This is a genomic window from Microbispora bryophytorum, assembly GCF_043197435.1.
GTDB lineage: Bacteria > Actinomycetota > Actinomycetes > Streptosporangiales > Streptosporangiaceae > Microbispora > Microbispora bryophytorum.
The window spans coordinates 47,818-63,254 of record NZ_JBICTF010000015.1; the positions used below are offsets into that span (position 1 = coordinate 47,818).

A 15,437-nucleotide genomic window follows, 5' to 3' on the forward strand; every position below is an offset into this window, starting at 1 on the left:
TGCCCCCTGACCGGCCCACGGCTCAGACGGTGAGCAGGGTGCGCACGTCCAGGCCAGGCAGCCGGTCACGGCCGGAGAGGAAGGACAGCTCCATCAGGAAGGAGACGGCCACGATCTGCGCGCCCGTCCTTTCGACCAGCTCCACGGCCGCCCGGGCCGTGCCGCCCGTGGCGAGGACGTCGTCCACGATCAGAACGCGGTCGCCGGGGTCGAAGGCATCGGCGTGCACCTCGATCGTCGCGGAGCCGTACTCGAGATCATAGGACGCCTCGTACGTGTCGGCGGGCAACTTGCCCTTTTTGCGCACCGGTACGAACCCCGCGCCGCTTCGGTAGGCCACCGGCGCGGCGAGGATGAACCCCCGCGCCTCGATGCCGACCACCTTGTCGAACGCCAGGCCGTCCCCGAGCTCGTCCACGACCTGCGTGAAGGCCGCGTGGTCCGCCAGTATCGGGGTGATGTCCTTGAAGAGGATGCCCGGCTTGGGGTAGTCCGGGACATCTCTGATGAGAGCCGTCCAGTCAGTCACGACGCCCAAGCCTAACGTGGCCGGGGAAGACGACAGCGCCCCCGGAACGGCGGGTTCCGGGGGCGCCTGCGAACGAGCCGGGGATCAGCGCTTCTTGCGCTTCTCCGCGACGGTGACGTTCTGCGAGCCGGCGGAGACGGGCTCCTTGGCCGCGCGGCCGGCCTTGGCCGCGGAGACCTCCTTGGCGTGCACCCGCTGGGCCAGCGCCTGCCACTTGGGCTCCCGCTCCTTGAGCGTGACCAGGATCGGCGTCGCCACGCACAGGGACGAGTAGGTGCCGACGATCATGCCGACGAACAGGGCCAGCGACAGGTCCTTCAGCGTGCCCGCGCCGAGCAGCGTGGTGCCGATGAACAGGATCGCCGCCACCGGCAGGATCGCCACCAGCGAGGTGTTCAGCGACCGGATCAGCGTGTGGCTGAGCGCGTTGTTGGCGGCCTGCGTGTAGGTCATCTTCGCGCTCGTGCCGAGCTTGCCCGTGACCTCCTTGATCATGTCGAAGACGACGACCGCGTCGTACAACGAGTAACCGAGGATCGTGAGGAAGCCCAGCATCGTCGCCGGGGTGACCTCGAAGCCCGACCAGGCGTAGACGCCCGCCGTGATCACGAGGTCGTGGACGAGGGCGACGATCGCCGCGAGGGCCATCCGCCACTCGAAGGCCACCGACAGGTACAGCATGATCGCGATCATGAAGACCGCGAGGCCGATCCATGCCTTCTGCGAGACCTCGCCACCCCAGGTCGCGCCGATGACCTGCGAGCTGACCTCGTCCTCCGTGACGCCGTACTTCTGCGCAACCGTCCGCTGGACCTTGGTCACCTCCTCGCCCTTGAGGGCCTCGGTGGTGACCCGCCAGTTCGGTCCGGCCTGCTGCACGATGACCTGGTGGACTCCGGCGTCCGTGACCGTGTCGCGAACCTGCTCGATGCTGGAGCCCGGCGTGCGCTTGAAGTCGAAGACCGAACCGCCGCGGAACTCCACGCCCAGGTTCAGCCCGTTGAGCGCCAGGCCCAGGATCGAGACGGCCAGCAGGAACACCGACAGGCCGTACCAGATCTTGCGCTTGCCGACGAAGTCGATGTTGATGTCGCCGCGGTAGAGGCGGCTGATCACTCCCGGCATCACGCCTCCTGCAGGGTCTGCTCGGCGCTGGTACGGCCCATGCGCTCCGCGTCGAGTCCGGACAGCTTGTGGCCCTTCGAGAAGAACCGCAGCTTCGCCACAAGGGACATCAGCGGCTTGGTGAACAGGAACACGACCACGATGTCGATGAGCGTCGTCAGGCCCATCGCGAACGCGAAGCCGGCCACGTCGCCGACCGCGAGGAAGAAGAGCACCAGCGCGGCGATGAACATGACGGCGTCGGCGACCAGGATGGTCCTGCGGGCGCGCCGCCAGGCCACCTCGACCGCCGAGCGCAGCGTGCGGTGGCCCTCCTTGATCTCGTCGCGGATCCGTTCGAAGTAGACGATGAACGAGTCCGCGGTGATGCCGATCGAGACCACCAGACCGATGATGTGCGGCAGCGAGAGCCGGAAGCCCGCGTTGTGGCTCAGGATGTCCACGGTCAGGTACGTGAACACGGTGGCCACGCAGAGGCTGGCGATGCCGATGACTCCCAGGCCGCGGTAGTAGAGCAGCAGGTAGATCATGACCACGATCAGGCCGAGCGCGCCGGCGATCAGACCGCCGTGAAGCTGGTCCTGGCCGAGGGTCGAGGAGACCGACACGACCGAGCTCTGCTGGAACTTCAGCGGCAGCGCGCCGTACTTGAGCTGGTCGGCCAGCTCGGTGGAGGTCGTCTGGGTGAAGCTGCCGGAGATGCGGGCGCTGCCGCCGGGAATGGCCTCTTCGATCGTCGGAGCGACGATGACCACGCCGTCCAGCACGTTGGCGAGCTGGTTGCGCGGGGCGGGCAGAGTGGTGATGCGCCGGGTGATGTCGGCGAACTGCGTGGCGCCCTTCGACTTGAAGTCGACCTGGACGATCCACTCACCGGTGGTGGGGTCGGTGCCCGCCTGCGCGCCGCTGATCTCGGTGCCCTGCACCGCGGCCTTGTCCAGGATGTATCGCGCCGAGCCGTCGTCGCTGCAGGCGACGATCTGCTTGTTCGGGTCGTCGATCGCGCCCTGGCCGCGGTTCTTCGCGGTGCAGTCGATCGTGCGGAACTCGTTGAGCAGCGCCGGGTCGATGCCGCTGGTGTCCTGACCGGCCAGTGGGTCGCCCATGTCCTGCGGGGGGGCCGTCGGCGTGGGGGTCGGAGCCGCCGAGGGCGAGGCCTTGGCCCGGGCGGCCCGCGTGGACCGGGCGGTCCCTGCGTCGGCGCCCGCCCTGCGGTGCGTCGTGGCCCTCGTCGAGGTGCTCGGGTCCGGCGACGGCGCGGTCAGCGCCTTCGACAGGGCACGCCCGGCGGGAGTCGCGTTGCCGTTGGGGGCCGCGCTCTCCGCGGCCGGCGCGGACGCCTTCGACGTGGCCGCGGGCGTCGCCGCCGCCGACCCGCTGGGCGTGGGAGCCGCTGTGGGCACCTCGGCCGGCTGGTTCGTGGCGGCGGCCACCGCGAGCACCTGCCGCATGCGCAGTTCGGCGGTGGTCGACACCAGCCGGAGCGCCTCGTCACGGCCCGCGCCCGGGATCTGGATCACGATGTTGTCGTTCGACTTCGCGACCTGGGCGTCGGAGATGCCGGTGCCGTTGACGCGCTGCCGGATGATCGTCACGGCGCGGTCGAGGCTCTCCTGCGACGGTGCCTTGCCGTTCTGCGTGACCGGCGAGAGCGTCACCGTGGTTCCGCCCGCGAGGTCGAGGCCGAACTTGGGGACGAACGCCTTCTGGAGGGCGACCGTCGCGCCCATGACGAGGATGAGCGCGAGGAGCAACAGGAGTGTGCGTCCAGGCTTGCTCTGGCTACTGGTCGGTGGGGCCACTGGAGGTCAGTTCTTTCGTCGAAAGGTTGTGATCAGCCTACTCAGGACTGCTTGGTGCTCGTGTCGTCACCGTTCCCCGTGTCGGAGCCGTCCGTCACGGTCTCCTCGCTTGTCACCTCGTCCACGGGAGTGAGCACCCTGCCGATCGCCGCCTTGGTCCAGCGCGTCTCGACGCCGGGGGCCACCTCCAGCACGACGTCGTCGTCCTGGAGGGCGACGACCGTCGCGAACAAGCCTGTCGTGGTCATGACCCGGGCGCCCGGGCTGAGGGAGTTCTGCATCTGGACCTGCTCCTGCTGCCGCTTGCGCTGGGGGCGGATCAGGAGGAAGTAGAACACCACTACCAGCAAGATCAGTGGCAGGAACGTCCCAAGCGGGTTGTTACCCACGGGGGCCACCCTTCCGTTACGTGATGAACCGGCCTGACGCCGGAGGTCTTGTGCGCTTCACACGCGGGCCCACCGCGAGTGCTCGCGTGTGCGGCCAGTCAAGCCACGCAGTGTATGCGAGCTCGCAGAAGCCCGGCAACGAACCCACGGCCTGGCGGGCAGGAAAGTTCCCGTTTCATGGGCTTCGCAATCGGTCTGTTACCTCTTTGCCCCGGTTTCCGCTTCCGTCCGCCACGCCGGCGCAAAGCTCGGCGAGACGGGCATCAGGCGTCGTCGAAGAGCGTGGACACCGCCACCGAGCCGACCGCGTCAGGAGGCGGAGTCAGGCCGAGGTGCGCCCAGGCGGCGGCGGTGGCGACGCGGCCCCTCGGGGTGCGGGCCAGCAGCCCCTGCCGCACCAGGAAGGGCTCGGCCACGACCTCGACGGTCTCCGGCTCCTCCCCCACGGCCACCGCGAGCGTCGACAGGCCGACCGGGCCGCCGCCGAACTTGCGCAGCAGCGCGTCGAGCACGGCGCGGTCGAGCCGGTCCAGCCCCTCGGCGTCGACCTCGTACAGGTTGAGCGCCGCCGCCGTGACCTCCCGGGTGATCACGCCCTCCGCGCGGACCTCGGCGAAGTCGCGCACCCGCCGGAGCAGGCGGTTGGCGATGCGGGGTGTGCCGCGCGACCGGCGGGCGATCTCGTGGGCGCCCTCGTCCGGCAGCTCGACCGACAGCAGCCGGGCGGAGCGCCGCAGCACCTGTTCGAGCTCGGCCACCTCGTAGAAGTCCATGTGGGCGGTGAAGCCGAACCTGTCGCGCAGCGGCGCGGGCAGCAGCCCCGCCCGGGTGGTGGCCCCCACCAGCGTGAAGGGGGCGATGTCGAGGGGGATCGAGGTGGCGCCGGGGCCCTTGCCGACGACGATGTCCACCCGGAAGTCCTCCATGGCGAGATAGAGCATCTCCTCCGCCGGGCGGGCCATGCGGTGGATCTCGTCGACGAACAGGACCTCGCCCTCGGTCAGCGTGGACAGGATCGCGGCGAGGTCGCCCGCGCGCTCCAGCGCCGGGCCCGAGGTCATCCGCAGCGGCGCGCCGAGCTCGGAGGCGACGATCATGGCGAGCGTCGTCTTGCCGAGCCCCGGGCCGCCGCTCATCAGGACGTGGTCGGGCGGGCGGTTGCGGCGCAGGGCGCTCTCCAGCACCAGCGACAGCTGCTCGCGCACCCGGCCCTGCCCGATGAACTCGTCCAGGCGCCGGGGGCGCAGCGCGGCCTCGATCGCCCGCTCGTCGCCCTCCGGTTCCGGCGACACGAGATCCCGCTCGAAGCTCACTCGACACCATCCGCTCGACCTGCCGGGACCCGTCCGCTTCCCGGTGAAACTTTCATCGAACCGTCAGCCCGCCGTTCGTCCCGCACGGCGGGCGAGGCGCGGCCCCTCACGAGGTCACCGCACGCTCAGCGTGCGCAGGGCGGACTTGAGCAGCGCGGCCACCTGCGGGGTGCGGCCGGCGGCGACCTCCGTCTCGGCCTCCGGGGTGACCGCCGCGACCGCCTCGTCGGCGTCCCTGGACGAGTAGCCGAGCCCGACCAGTCCCGCGTGCACCTGGTCGCGCCAGACGGGCGGCGCCGCCGCGCCGTTGATCGCAGCGCCGACGGCCGCCGACGGGGTGCCGAGCTTGTCCTTGAGTTCGAGCAGGATGCGCTGCGCGCCCTTCTGGCCGATGCCGGGCACCATCGTCAGGGCCTTGATGTCGGCGCTCGCCACCGCGACCCGCAGCGCGTTGGGCGCGTGGACCGCGAGCATGGCCAGGGCCAGGCGCGGCCCGACCCCGCTGGCCGACTGGAGCAGTTCGAAGACCGTGCGCTCGTCGTCGGAGGCGAAGCCGTACAGCGTGAGCGATTCCTCGCGGACGACGAGCGAGGTCGACAGCCGGGCGGGTTCGCCGACGCGCAGCCCGGCCAGGGTGCCCGGGGCACAGTGCACGAGCATCCCGACGCCGCCCACCTCGACCACGGCGCTGTCGGCTCCGATCGCCGCCACCTGCCCCGCAACGGATGCGATCACCGCGTGTCCCCTCCCCGGTCCGGACGCCCGGACGCGACTTCGCCGGGCCTCCCAGTCCTACCAGAGCTCCCAGAGCCCCCACTGCCTGCTGAGCCCCCAGCGCCCCCAGAGCCGACAGTGCCGGCAGTGCCCGCACCCGCCGAACGGGCCCGGGCCAGGGCGTCGGCCAGGCGATTCTGCGCGCCGCCGCGCCAGACGTGGCAGATGGCCAGGGCGAGCGCGTCGGCCGCGTCCGCGGGCTTGGGCATGGCGTCGAGCCGCAGCAGCCGGGTGACCATCGTGCCGACCTGCTTCTTGTCGGCGTTGCCGTTGCCCGTGATGGCGGCCTTGACCTCGCTGGGCGTGTGCAGCGCGACCGGCAGCCCCCGCCGGGCCGCGCAGACGATCGCGACCGCCGACGCCTGGGCCGTCCCCATGACCGTACGGACGTTGTGCTGGGCGAAGACCCGCTCGACGGCGACCGCGTCGGGCCTGATCTCGTCGAGCCAGCGCTCGATCTCCGCCTCGATGACGACCAGCCGGGATCCGATGTCGTCCTCAGCCGGGGTGCGGACCACTCCGACCGACACCAGGCTCAGCGGCGCGCCCGGACGGCCCTCCACCGCGCCGAGACCGCACCGCGTCAGCCCCGGGTCCACGCCCATCACCCGCAGTTGGGGCAACCGCACCGGCACGCCTCCCTGATCCCGGCGGCGGGGCCGCCGACCGAACATCTGTTCGGCCGGTCACTCTATCGCGATCAGCGGCCGCCCGGGCGCGTCAGAAGTAATCAATCATGTACGCGGCGCAGCCGAACGCGGCGTCCAACGCGTCGTCGGCGTCGGGAGAGCCGCCGCTCAGCAGGCCGGAACGGCGGAGCGTGGCCGTGGGCACGCCGGCGAACAGCGCGGACATCCCGCCGATCGTGAGCCTCGTCGCGTCCCCGGCGGGCGCGTCGCGCCGCGTCACTGAGCCGGCGCCGCCGTCCACCCGCAGCATCCAGGCGCCCGCGTTACCCGGGCGCAGGGAGTCGGTCACCTCGACGGGGGTCTCGACGCGGACCCCGGCGGGGAAGCCGCGCCCCCCGACCGCGGCGGGCAGGTCGATCAGCCGGAACATCCACCGGGTCTGGGTGACCTCGTCCTTCGACCGCTCCCGCAGCATCCAGAGCACCGGATCGGCGGGGTCGGCGCAGGCGGTCACCGACTTGGCGACGGTCGAAGCGCTGCCGACGATCGACCACAGGGCCCTGGCCGTCGCCTCCGACCCCGCCAGCAGGTTGTCGACCTCGATGTCCCCGTCGCTCCACCGATAGACGACGAACCCGTCCTCGGCCAAGTAGCAGAAGTCGTCGTCGTCCTCCAGCCACAGCCGCCAGGTCCGCTCGTCGAGGCACAGCGGCCCGCTCGCACGGGTGGCGGCGTGCACCCTGCCGATCAGGGCCACGAGCTCGGCCGCGTCGGCGGGGCCCATACGGCGCAGCTTGACCGCTGCCGCGGCCGCCGCCCCCGAGGCGCCGCCGGGGCCACCCAGCGTGCGCAGCGCCTCGGCGGGCACGGTGATCCGCTGGAGCACGCCCGCGTGCTCGTAGCCCGCGCTCCGGTACACCGGCGTGGTGGCCGGATAGAGCGCGGAGACCGCGTGGCCGAGCTCAGCGCAGCGCTCGACGGCCGCACGCGTGAGCGCCCGGCCCACCCCCCTGCCCCGGTCCTCCGGCGACACCGTCACGCCCGCCACGCCGCCCATGGACAGGGGACGGCCGTGCCACCACTGGACGTACGGGTTGATCCTGGCCGCGCCGACGAGACGGGGGCCGTCGAAGGCGCCCAGGTAACGGCCCTCGGGCAGCATCGGGGAGACGAGCTTGCGCCAGGTCTCGGCGCCGCCGCCGGACAGCGGGCCGAAGGCGCGCCTGCGGTTGTCGAGGACGGCGTCCAGGTCGTCGCTCGCGATATGACGGATCTCCACAACCGGCCAAGCTATGCGGGGCCCGGCGGCCTCTGCCACCGGTTTTCCGCCCCCTCGCCGACCTGGGGCCAGGGGCCCGTGCCCGTCTCGGACCAAGGGCCTGTGCCCACGCGGGGCCAGGGGCCCGTGCCGACTTGGGGCCAAGGGCCCGTGACCGCCTCCGGCGTCAGGCCTCGACCTTCTCCATGACCTCGTCGCTCACGTCGAAGTTCGCCCAGACGTTCTGGACATCGTCGCTGTCCTCGAGCGCGTCGATGAGCTTGAAGATCTTGCGGGCGCCGTCCTCGTCCAGCGGGACGTTGAGCGTCGGGACAAAGCTCATCTCGGCCGACTCATAGTCGACGTCGGCGTCCTGCAGCGCCTTGCGCACCGGGATGAGGTCGGAGGCCTCGCAGACCACCTCGAAGCTCTCGCCGAGGTCGTTGACCTCCTCGGCCCCCGCGTCGAGGACGGCCATGAGCACGTCGTCCTCGGTCAGCGACCCCTTGGGGACGATCACGACGCCCTTGCGGTTGAACATGTACGACACCGAGCCGGGGTCGGCGAGCGAGCCGCCGTTGCGGGTCAGCGCCACGCGCACCTCGGACGCCGCACGGTTGCGGTTGTCGGTGAGACACTCGATGAGGACCGCGACGCCGCCGGGGGCGTAGCCCTCGTACATGATCGTCTGCCAGTCGGCGCCGCCGGCCTCGAGGCCGCCGCCGCGCTTGCGGGCCCGCTCGATGTTGTCGATCGGGACCGAGTTCTTCCTGGCCTTGGTGATGGCGTCGAACAGCGTGGGGTTGCCGTCCGGGTCGGGCCCGCCGGTCCTGGCCGCGACCTCGATGTTCTTGATGAGCTTGGCGAAAAGCTTGCCGCGCTTGGAGTCCAGCGCCGCCTTCTTGTGCTTCGTCGTCGCCCATTTGGAGTGGCCGGACATCGCCTAGAGCTCCCTCACCATCTCGACAAAATACGAGTGCACTCGCGCGTCGCCGGTCAGCTCCGGATGGAAGGACGTCGCGAGCAACGGTCCCTGTCGGACCGCGACGATCCTATCCCCAGCTTCGGTGCGGCCCAGCACCTCCACGTCGGGCCCCACCGACTCGACCCAGGGCGCTCGGATGAAGACGGCCCTGATCGTCCCGCGCCCGGCGAAGTCGAGATCGGCCTCGAACGAGTCGACCTGGCGGCCGAACGCGTTGCGCCGGACCGCCATGTCGATGCCGCCCAGCGTCTCCTGGCCCTCGATGCCGCCCTCGATCCGGTCGGCCAGCATGATCATCCCGGCGCACGAGCCGTAGGCGGGCATGCCCTCCTTGATCCGCAGCCGCAGCGGTTCGAGCAGCTCGAAGGTGGTGGCGAGCTTCCACATCGTGGTCGACTCCCCGCCCGGGACGACCAGTGCGTCGACCGCGGCGAGCTCCTCCTGCCTGCGCACCGGCGTGGCGGACGCGCCCGACTCCTCCAGAGCCCGGATGTGCTCGCGCACGTCGCCCTGCAGGGCGAGCACGCCGATCTTGGGTGCGGACGTCACGGTTTCCCTTCCTGTGTGACCCCGTTCAGGGTATGGCCACGGTCCTGCGCGCCCCAAACGACGGATCAGGAGCGGCCCAGCTTGGCGAGGGCGGGCAGGGCGCGGGCGATGTCCGCGCGCTCCTCGGGGGTCAGCGCGCCCAGCCGGCCGGACAGGTAGGCGATCCTGGCCCGCCGTACGGCCCGGAGGCGGTCGCGGCCCTCGCCCGTCAGCTCGACCGTGCGCACCCGCGCGTCGGAGGCGTCGGTGCCCCGCGCGACGAGACCGGCCTCCTCCAGGCGGTTGACCTGCACGCTCATCGTCGGCAGCTGCACGCCGTGCTCCTCGGCCAGCTCGGTCATCCGGCACGCGCCGTTCTCCAGGGAGCCGAGCACGGAGTACTGCTGGACGGTGACCGGCTGCCCCGCCGTCGTGCGGCGCAGCAGCATCACGATGTGGCGCAGCTCGCGTGACAGGTTCTCGGCGAGCCGTCCGGTGTCGTCGGTCGTCATAGCAGGTCACCATAACGGTGGCCGCGGACAGCGAGACGCCCGGCTGGGACGTCCAGCCGGGCGTCCGCCCCGTGGCCTCCGGGGACGTCTACCAGCCGCGCTCGGCGAGGCGGTGCGGCGCCGGGATGTCGTCGACGTTGATGCCGACCATCGCCTCGCCCAGGCCGCGCGAGACCTTGGCGATCACGTCGGGGTCGTCGTGGAACGTGGTGGCCTTGACGATGGCGGCGGCGCGCTTGGCGGGGTCGCCGGACTTGAAGATGCCCGAGCCGACGAACACGCCCTCGGCGCCGAGCTGCATCATCATGGCGGCGTCGGCCGGGGTGGCGATGCCGCCCGCGGTGAACAGCACCACCGGCAGCTTGCCGGTCTTGGCGACCTCGGCCACCAGCTCGTACGGCGCCTGCAGTTCCTTGGCGGCGACGAACAGCTCGTCCTCGGGCAGCGAGGTGAGGCGCTTGAGCTCGCCCCGGATCTTGCGCATGTGGGTGGTGGCGTTGGAGACGTCGCCGGTGCCGGCCTCACCCTTGGAGCGGATCATCGCGGCGCCCTCGGTGATGCGGCGCAGCGCCTCACCGAGGTTGGTGGCCCCGCACACGAAGGGGACGGTGAACTGCCACTTGTCGATGTGGTTGGCGTAGTCGGCCGGGGTGAGGACCTCGGACTCGTCGATGTAGTCGACCCCCAGCGCCTGGAGCACCCGGGCCTCGACGAAGTGGCCGATCCTGGCCTTGGCCATCACCGGGATCGAGACGGCCTCGATGATGCCGTCGATCATGTCGGGATCGCTCATCCGGGACACGCCGCCCTGGGCGCGGATGTCGGCGGGGACACGCTCCAGCGCCATGACCGCGACGGCTCCGGCGTCCTCGGCGATCTTCGCCTGCTCCGGGGTGACGACGTCCATGATGACACCGCCCTTGAGCATCTCGGCCATGCCGCGCTTCACGCGGGCGGTGCCGACGGCGGTGGTCTCGTTGACTTCGGGGGTGCTGCTGGACACGGTGCTACCTCACGACGGCGGGCCTACGGATTCCCCTCCATGGTAGGCGCTGGCCGATCCCGCACCCGACGCGCCCTTATGTCAGAGTCGATCACGCTGTTTGTCCGTCACGGCGCGACGGGCTTGCGCGAGGCGAGCACGACCCAGACCTGGCCGCGCGCGAACGGCATGGGCGTGCCGTCGGCCATGGTGTAGGTGGTGCCCTTCTTCTCCGAGGGGCGCGACCATTTCACGCGGTAGGCCTGGCCGTCCCTGAGCACGACGCCGGTGCCCTTGCCCACCGTGTGCACGAGCGGCGTGTAGCTGCCGGTGAAGTCGTGGAACTCCGAGCGATCGGTCTTCACCCACTGGATGACGATCGTCGGGGCGCCCTGCTGGCCGCCCTCCGCCGCCATGTCCTTCTCGCCGTCCTGCGTCACCAGCCAGCGCTTCTGGGCGGCCGACCAGGCGAACGTGAAGCGGGCCGCGGGATAGCGGACGCTGACGCTCTTCTGCGGCGTGCCCCCGGCCGGCGGTTCGTCGGAGAAGACGAAGCCGATGTCGTCCGCCTTGCTCGCCTGCGGCGCCTTGGCCAGCAGCTTCCTGGGGCTGCCGACCAGGTTGTACGGCGCGACCCGCCCGGCGGCGCGGGTGTATGCGCCGGGGACCCGGCTGTCGGACACGTCGAACAGCGAGGCCTTCTGGACGTAGGGGATCATCTTCGTCTGCACGCCGGAGTAGGCCAGGGCGGGCTTGCCGAACATGGGGAGGATGTGCAGGTCGGAGATGCGGGCGCTGCGGACCGGCCCCACCTGGGCGGGCAGCTTCGAGGAGAAGATCGCCATGAGCCGGGTGAGCCCGCCCTCGACCTGCTCGACGAAGACGACGTCGGCGCTGCGCAGGCCCATCTGCGGCTTGCCCGCGTGGGTGTTCTCGATCTTCACGGCGAGGACCGGTCTGCGGGCGGCGACGGGGCGGCCCGTGAACGGATGCTCGGGAGGCGGCGTCGGCGAGGGGGACGCCAGCGGGCTCGCGTCCTGAGACTGGGCGGCCGGCTTGTCACCGCCCGAGCACGCGGTTCCGGTCAGGATGACCGCCATGGCCAGCGTGAAGCCGATCCCTGCCCGCACCGTACCCGCTCCTCCCGGTGGAGAGCCCCCCGCCGCCAGGCACGACGAACCTGGCCCACGCGGACCCGTTGATCAGCATGGCGATGAAAACGCGATGAGCTTACCGGGATCAGACCGTAATGCCCGACAAAAGGTGACTATCCAGTAGCGAGGGATTCGGGTGGTTCGTCGTCGATGTCGAAGAAGCGGGGCGGATCGGTGTGCCCGGCCAGGCGCAGCGACCGGGCCAGCCAGCGCCGCTGCGCCGTGCGGGTGACGCCGGCGGCGTTGTTGTAGAACCGGCGCGAGTAGCCGACCTTGGCGACGGCCGTGTCCAGCTCCTCCAGCAGCGCCGCCCCCGCGGGATGCTCGGCCAGCTTCTCCCGGAACCGCTCCTGGCCGACCACCGCCCGCAGCGTCCTCGACAGGTCGCTCTCGGCGTGCTCGCGCTCGTCCGGCCCCGCCGTACGGGCCTCGTGGGCGGCCGCGGCGAGCACCAGCGAGGTGGCGGGGTCGAGGATGCGCGAGCCGGCGAGCTCAAGGCAGACCGCGGCGCGGCGCAGCAGCGCGGCGTCGAGCGCGGCCTGCGCGGTCTCCAGGCGGATGTGGAGACGGTCGAGCCGCCCGGCCCGCCAGGAGACGTAGACGGCGAACAGCACGACGACCACGGCGGCCACGAGGATCAGGGTCGTGGTCACGCAGGCACCTCCCCGTGCGGCGCCGGGCCGCCGGGCCCGGCCGCGCCAGTGTCGACGGTCACGGCAGCGCCTCCTCCACCACGCCCCCGCCGGCGTGGGTGACCGTCTCATAGACGCGCACGACCTCCCGCGCGACCGTCGACCAGTCGTACTTCCACACCGCGTGGCGGGCCTCGTCGGAGAGCTTGGCGCGCCGCTCGGCGTCGTCGAGCAGCCGGGCGGCCTCCCCGGCCAGGGCGGCGGCATCCCCGGTGGCGAACAGCGCCCCCGCCTGCCCCTCGCCCAGCACGCGCCGGAAGGCGGGAATGTCGCTGGCGAGGATCGGCGCCCCGGCCGACATGGCCTCGGTGAGCACGATGCCGAAGCTCTCCCCGCCCAGGTTGGGCGCGCAGAAGACGTCCACGGAGTGGTAGGCGCGCACCTTGTCGGCCTCGCTGACCAAGCCGAGCAGCCCGACCCTGTCCCGGTACGGCTTGGGCACCCGCCCGAGCACGTCGTCGGGGTCGCCGGGGCCGGCGATCAGCAGGCGCAGCGCGGGCCGCTCGGGGGCCAGCAGGGCGAACGCCTCCAGCAGCACGGCCAGGCCCTTGCGCGGCTCGTCCATCCGCCCGAGGAAGCCGATCACGTTGCCGTCCGGGCCCCAGCCCGGCAGCGGCTCGCCCTCGGCGTACCTGCGCACCGTGACGCCGTTCGGGATCAGCACCGCGTCGCCGCCGAGATGCTCCACCAGCGTCTTGCGGGCGGCGTCGGAGACCGCGATCCTGCCCGTGATCTTCTCCAGCGCGCTCTGCAGCATCGGCGCGGCCACCGACATCGCCCGCGACCGCTCGTAGGAGGCGTGGAAGGTCGCCACGATGGGCCCGCGGGCGACCCAGCAGGCGAGCACGCCGAGGGACGGCACGCCGGGCTCGTGCACGTGCAGCACGTCGAACCCGCCTTCCCTGATCCATCTGCGCACCCGGTTGGCCGACAGGAACCCGAAAGCCAGGCGGGCGACCGACCCGTTGTACGGCACGGGCACGGCGCGGCCCGCCGAGGTCACGTACGCCGGCAGCTCGGCGTCGTCGGCCGCGGGGGTGATGACGGACACCTTGTGCCCGTCGTCGATGAGCGCCTCGGCGAGGTCCCTGATGTGCGCCTGCACACCCCCGGGGACCTCCCAGGTGTAGGGGCAGACGATGCCGATCTTCACGACTCGGTCCCGGCGCGGGGCTCCAGGTCGTCGAGCCACAGGCGCTGGAGCATGTGCCAGTCCTCCGGATGCTCGGCGATGCCCTTCTCGAACACCGCCGCCAGGGCCTGGGTCATCACCTGGGTCTTCTGCTTCCGCGTCCCCTCGGTGGGGACGGGGATCTCCTCGTGGATGCGGATGCCCCAGCCGTCGCCGTCGAACCACAGCACGGCGGGCAGCAGTGCGGCGCCCGTCTGGATCGCCAGCACGGCGGGGCCGGCGACCATGCGCGTCCTGGCGTCGAAGAACTCGACCTCGACCCCGGAGGCGGTCAGGTCGCGCTCGGCGGGCAGGCAGACCGGCCTGCCCGCGCGCAGCCGCCTGGCGAGCGTGCCGAACGCCATGGCGCTGCCGCCGTCCCTGCCGGTCAGCGGCAACACCTCCATGCCGAGTCGCTCGCGGTAGGCGGCGAACCGCTCGAACAGCGACTCCGGCTTCAGCCGCTCGGTGACGGTGGTGAAGCGGTGACCCATGTGGACCAGCCAGGCGCCGGCGAGGTCGTAGTTGCCCATGTGGGGCAGCGCGACCACCACTCCCCTGCCCCGGGCCAGGTTGTCGAAGATGTGCTCGCCCCCGGTGGCCCGGGTGCCGTCGAGGATGCGCTCGCGCGTGTAGGCGGCGAAGCGGAACGACTCCATCCAGTACCGGAAGTAGGAGCGCATGCCGGCCCGGCTCAGCTCGCGTACGGCGTGGTCGCCGGGGTCACCGCCGACGACGCGGGCCAGGTTGGCCTCCAGGCGGCGCACGGACTTGCCCCGCCTGAGCCACAGCCAGTCGGCGAGGACCCGGAAGAACCAGGCGGCCGCCCGTTCCGGCACGTATCGGACCACGGCCCAGCCGGCGATGTACGCCGCCGCGACCAATCGGTCGGCGAGCGGCACCCTGCCGGATCGCGGGGGCCGCCCGGGGGGTGGGCCGGCCGTGCCCTTCATTTGACCACCGCCTGTCTGTAGACGTGCACCATCCGCTGGACCACCGTGACGGAGCTGGCCGCGGCGAGCAGCCAGAGCCCGGCCGCCAGGATGTACGGCACGCCGAGGCCGGACAGTCCGGCCGCGACGAGCACGACCACGAGACGCTCCCCCCGTTCGGCGATGCCGACGTTCGCGGTCATGCCGAGGCCCTCGGCCCTGGCCTTGGCGTAGGAGACCAATGCTCCCGCGACGAGACAGAAGAGCGCGACGATCGCGAGGACGATCTCAGGCTCGTCCTTGAGGACGAAGTAGAGGATCAGCCCCGAGAAGATCGAGGAGTCACCGAGACGGTCGAGGGTGGAGTCCAGGAAGGCGCCCCACGTGCTCCCCTTGCCCGTCATCCGGGCCAGCACGCCGTCCAGGAGGTCGGCGAGCACGAAGAACGTGATGACGAGCGTTCCCGCGAACAGATGCCCGAGCGGGTAGAAGACGAGAGCCGAGGCCACCACTCCGAGTGTGCCGATCGTGGTGATCACGTCGGGCGAGATCCCCCAGCGGGCGAGGGCTCGCCCCAGCGGGGTCATGACCCGGGTGACGGCGGGGCGCAGGATGTTCAACATCGCCGTCCGATCGTAGGCCATCCGGCGCCGCCGCACCTC

General features: G+C 71.5%; 16 protein-coding genes and 1 pseudogene. All 17 read right to left on the bottom strand.

What is annotated here, in order from left to right; all coding sequences use genetic code 11:
• Nucleotides 1-22: 22 nt before the first annotated feature.
• Nucleotides 23-529 (bottom strand): adenine phosphoribosyltransferase, encoded by a 507-nt coding sequence (locus ACGFIB_RS35135; protein WP_357250950.1) that lies wholly within the window; start codon nt 527-529, stop codon nt 23-25.
• An 84-nt stretch (nt 530-613) separates the two neighbouring features.
• Nucleotides 614-1,654 carry a protein translocase subunit SecF gene (gene secF, locus ACGFIB_RS35140; RefSeq protein WP_357250952.1) on the bottom strand — a complete coding sequence of 347 codons (1,041 nt, stop codon included), beginning with the start codon at nt 1,652-1,654 and terminating at the stop codon, nt 614-616.
• On the bottom strand, nt 1,654-3,408 hold the full coding sequence (gene secD / locus ACGFIB_RS35145) for a protein translocase subunit SecD (protein ID WP_357250954.1): 1,755 nt from the start codon (nt 3,406-3,408) through the stop codon (nt 1,654-1,656). The genes secF and secD overlap by 1 nt, the downstream gene beginning before the upstream one ends.
• An 89-nt stretch (nt 3,409-3,497) precedes the next feature.
• Nucleotides 3,498-3,845, bottom strand: coding sequence for a preprotein translocase subunit YajC (gene yajC, locus ACGFIB_RS35150; protein ID WP_142575196.1), 348 nt, complete (start codon nt 3,843-3,845; stop codon nt 3,498-3,500).
• Between the two features lie 263 nt (nt 3,846-4,108).
• Nucleotides 4,109-5,158 carry a Holliday junction branch migration DNA helicase RuvB gene (gene ruvB, locus ACGFIB_RS35155; RefSeq protein ID WP_142575195.1) on the bottom strand — a complete coding sequence of 350 codons (1,050 nt, stop codon included), beginning with the start codon at nt 5,156-5,158 and terminating at the stop codon, nt 4,109-4,111.
• Nucleotides 5,159-5,272: 114 nt separating this feature from the next.
• Nucleotides 5,273-5,893 carry a Holliday junction branch migration protein RuvA gene (ruvA, locus tag ACGFIB_RS35160; protein ID WP_393377695.1) on the bottom strand — a complete coding sequence of 207 codons (621 nt, stop codon included), beginning with the start codon at nt 5,891-5,893 and terminating at the stop codon, nt 5,273-5,275.
• A 158-nt stretch (nt 5,894-6,051) separates the two neighbouring features.
• Nucleotides 6,052-6,546: pseudogene (gene ruvC / locus ACGFIB_RS35165) on the bottom strand (crossover junction endodeoxyribonuclease RuvC); the annotation flags it as partial.
• Between the two features lie 106 nt (nt 6,547-6,652).
• The gene (locus ACGFIB_RS35170) at nt 6,653-7,840 is read right to left on the bottom strand and encodes a GNAT family N-acetyltransferase (RefSeq protein ID WP_393377697.1); all 1,188 of its coding nucleotides are present in this window, start codon (nt 7,838-7,840) and stop codon (nt 6,653-6,655) included.
• 166 nt (nt 7,841-8,006) lie between these two features.
• Nucleotides 8,007-8,759, bottom strand: a complete 753-nt coding sequence (locus ACGFIB_RS35175) for a YebC/PmpR family DNA-binding transcriptional regulator (protein ID WP_142575192.1) — start codon at nt 8,757-8,759, stop codon at nt 8,007-8,009.
• A 3-nt stretch (nt 8,760-8,762) separates the two neighbouring features.
• A complete protein-coding gene (pdxT, locus tag ACGFIB_RS35180) occupies nt 8,763-9,353 on the bottom strand; it encodes a pyridoxal 5'-phosphate synthase glutaminase subunit PdxT (protein WP_357028339.1) in 591 nt (196 codons plus the stop codon).
• 65 nt (nt 9,354-9,418) lie between these two features.
• Nucleotides 9,419-9,844: a MarR family winged helix-turn-helix transcriptional regulator gene (locus ACGFIB_RS35185; protein ID WP_142575190.1), complete on the bottom strand. Its 426-nt coding sequence runs from the start codon at nt 9,842-9,844 to the stop codon at nt 9,419-9,421.
• A gap of 88 nt (nt 9,845-9,932) precedes the next feature.
• The gene (gene pdxS, locus ACGFIB_RS35190; RefSeq protein ID WP_142575189.1) at nt 9,933-10,847 is read right to left on the bottom strand and encodes a pyridoxal 5'-phosphate synthase lyase subunit PdxS; all 915 of its coding nucleotides are present in this window, start codon (nt 10,845-10,847) and stop codon (nt 9,933-9,935) included.
• A 107-nt stretch (nt 10,848-10,954) separates the two neighbouring features.
• Nucleotides 10,955-11,956: a DUF3048 domain-containing protein gene (locus ACGFIB_RS35195; RefSeq protein ID WP_142575188.1), complete on the bottom strand. Its 1,002-nt coding sequence runs from the start codon at nt 11,954-11,956 to the stop codon at nt 10,955-10,957.
• A gap of 137 nt (nt 11,957-12,093) precedes the next feature.
• Complete coding sequence (locus ACGFIB_RS35200) at nt 12,094-12,633, bottom strand: hypothetical protein (RefSeq protein WP_142575187.1); 540 nt, start codon at nt 12,631-12,633, stop codon at nt 12,094-12,096.
• Between the two features lie 58 nt (nt 12,634-12,691).
• Nucleotides 12,692-13,825 (bottom strand): glycosyltransferase family 4 protein, encoded by a 1,134-nt coding sequence (locus tag ACGFIB_RS35205; RefSeq protein WP_393377701.1) that lies wholly within the window; start codon nt 13,823-13,825, stop codon nt 12,692-12,694.
• Entirely contained in the window at nt 13,822-14,796 is a 975-nt protein-coding gene (locus ACGFIB_RS35210) for a phosphatidylinositol mannoside acyltransferase (RefSeq protein ID WP_357250962.1), read from the bottom strand. Before ACGFIB_RS35210 ends, ACGFIB_RS35205 begins: the two co-directional genes overlap by 4 nt.
• On the bottom strand, nt 14,793-15,398 hold the full coding sequence (gene pgsA / locus ACGFIB_RS35215) for a phosphatidylinositol phosphate synthase (RefSeq protein ID WP_142575238.1): 606 nt from the start codon (nt 15,396-15,398) through the stop codon (nt 14,793-14,795). Before pgsA ends, ACGFIB_RS35210 begins: the two co-directional genes overlap by 4 nt.
• Nucleotides 15,399-15,437: the final 39 nt, after the last annotated feature.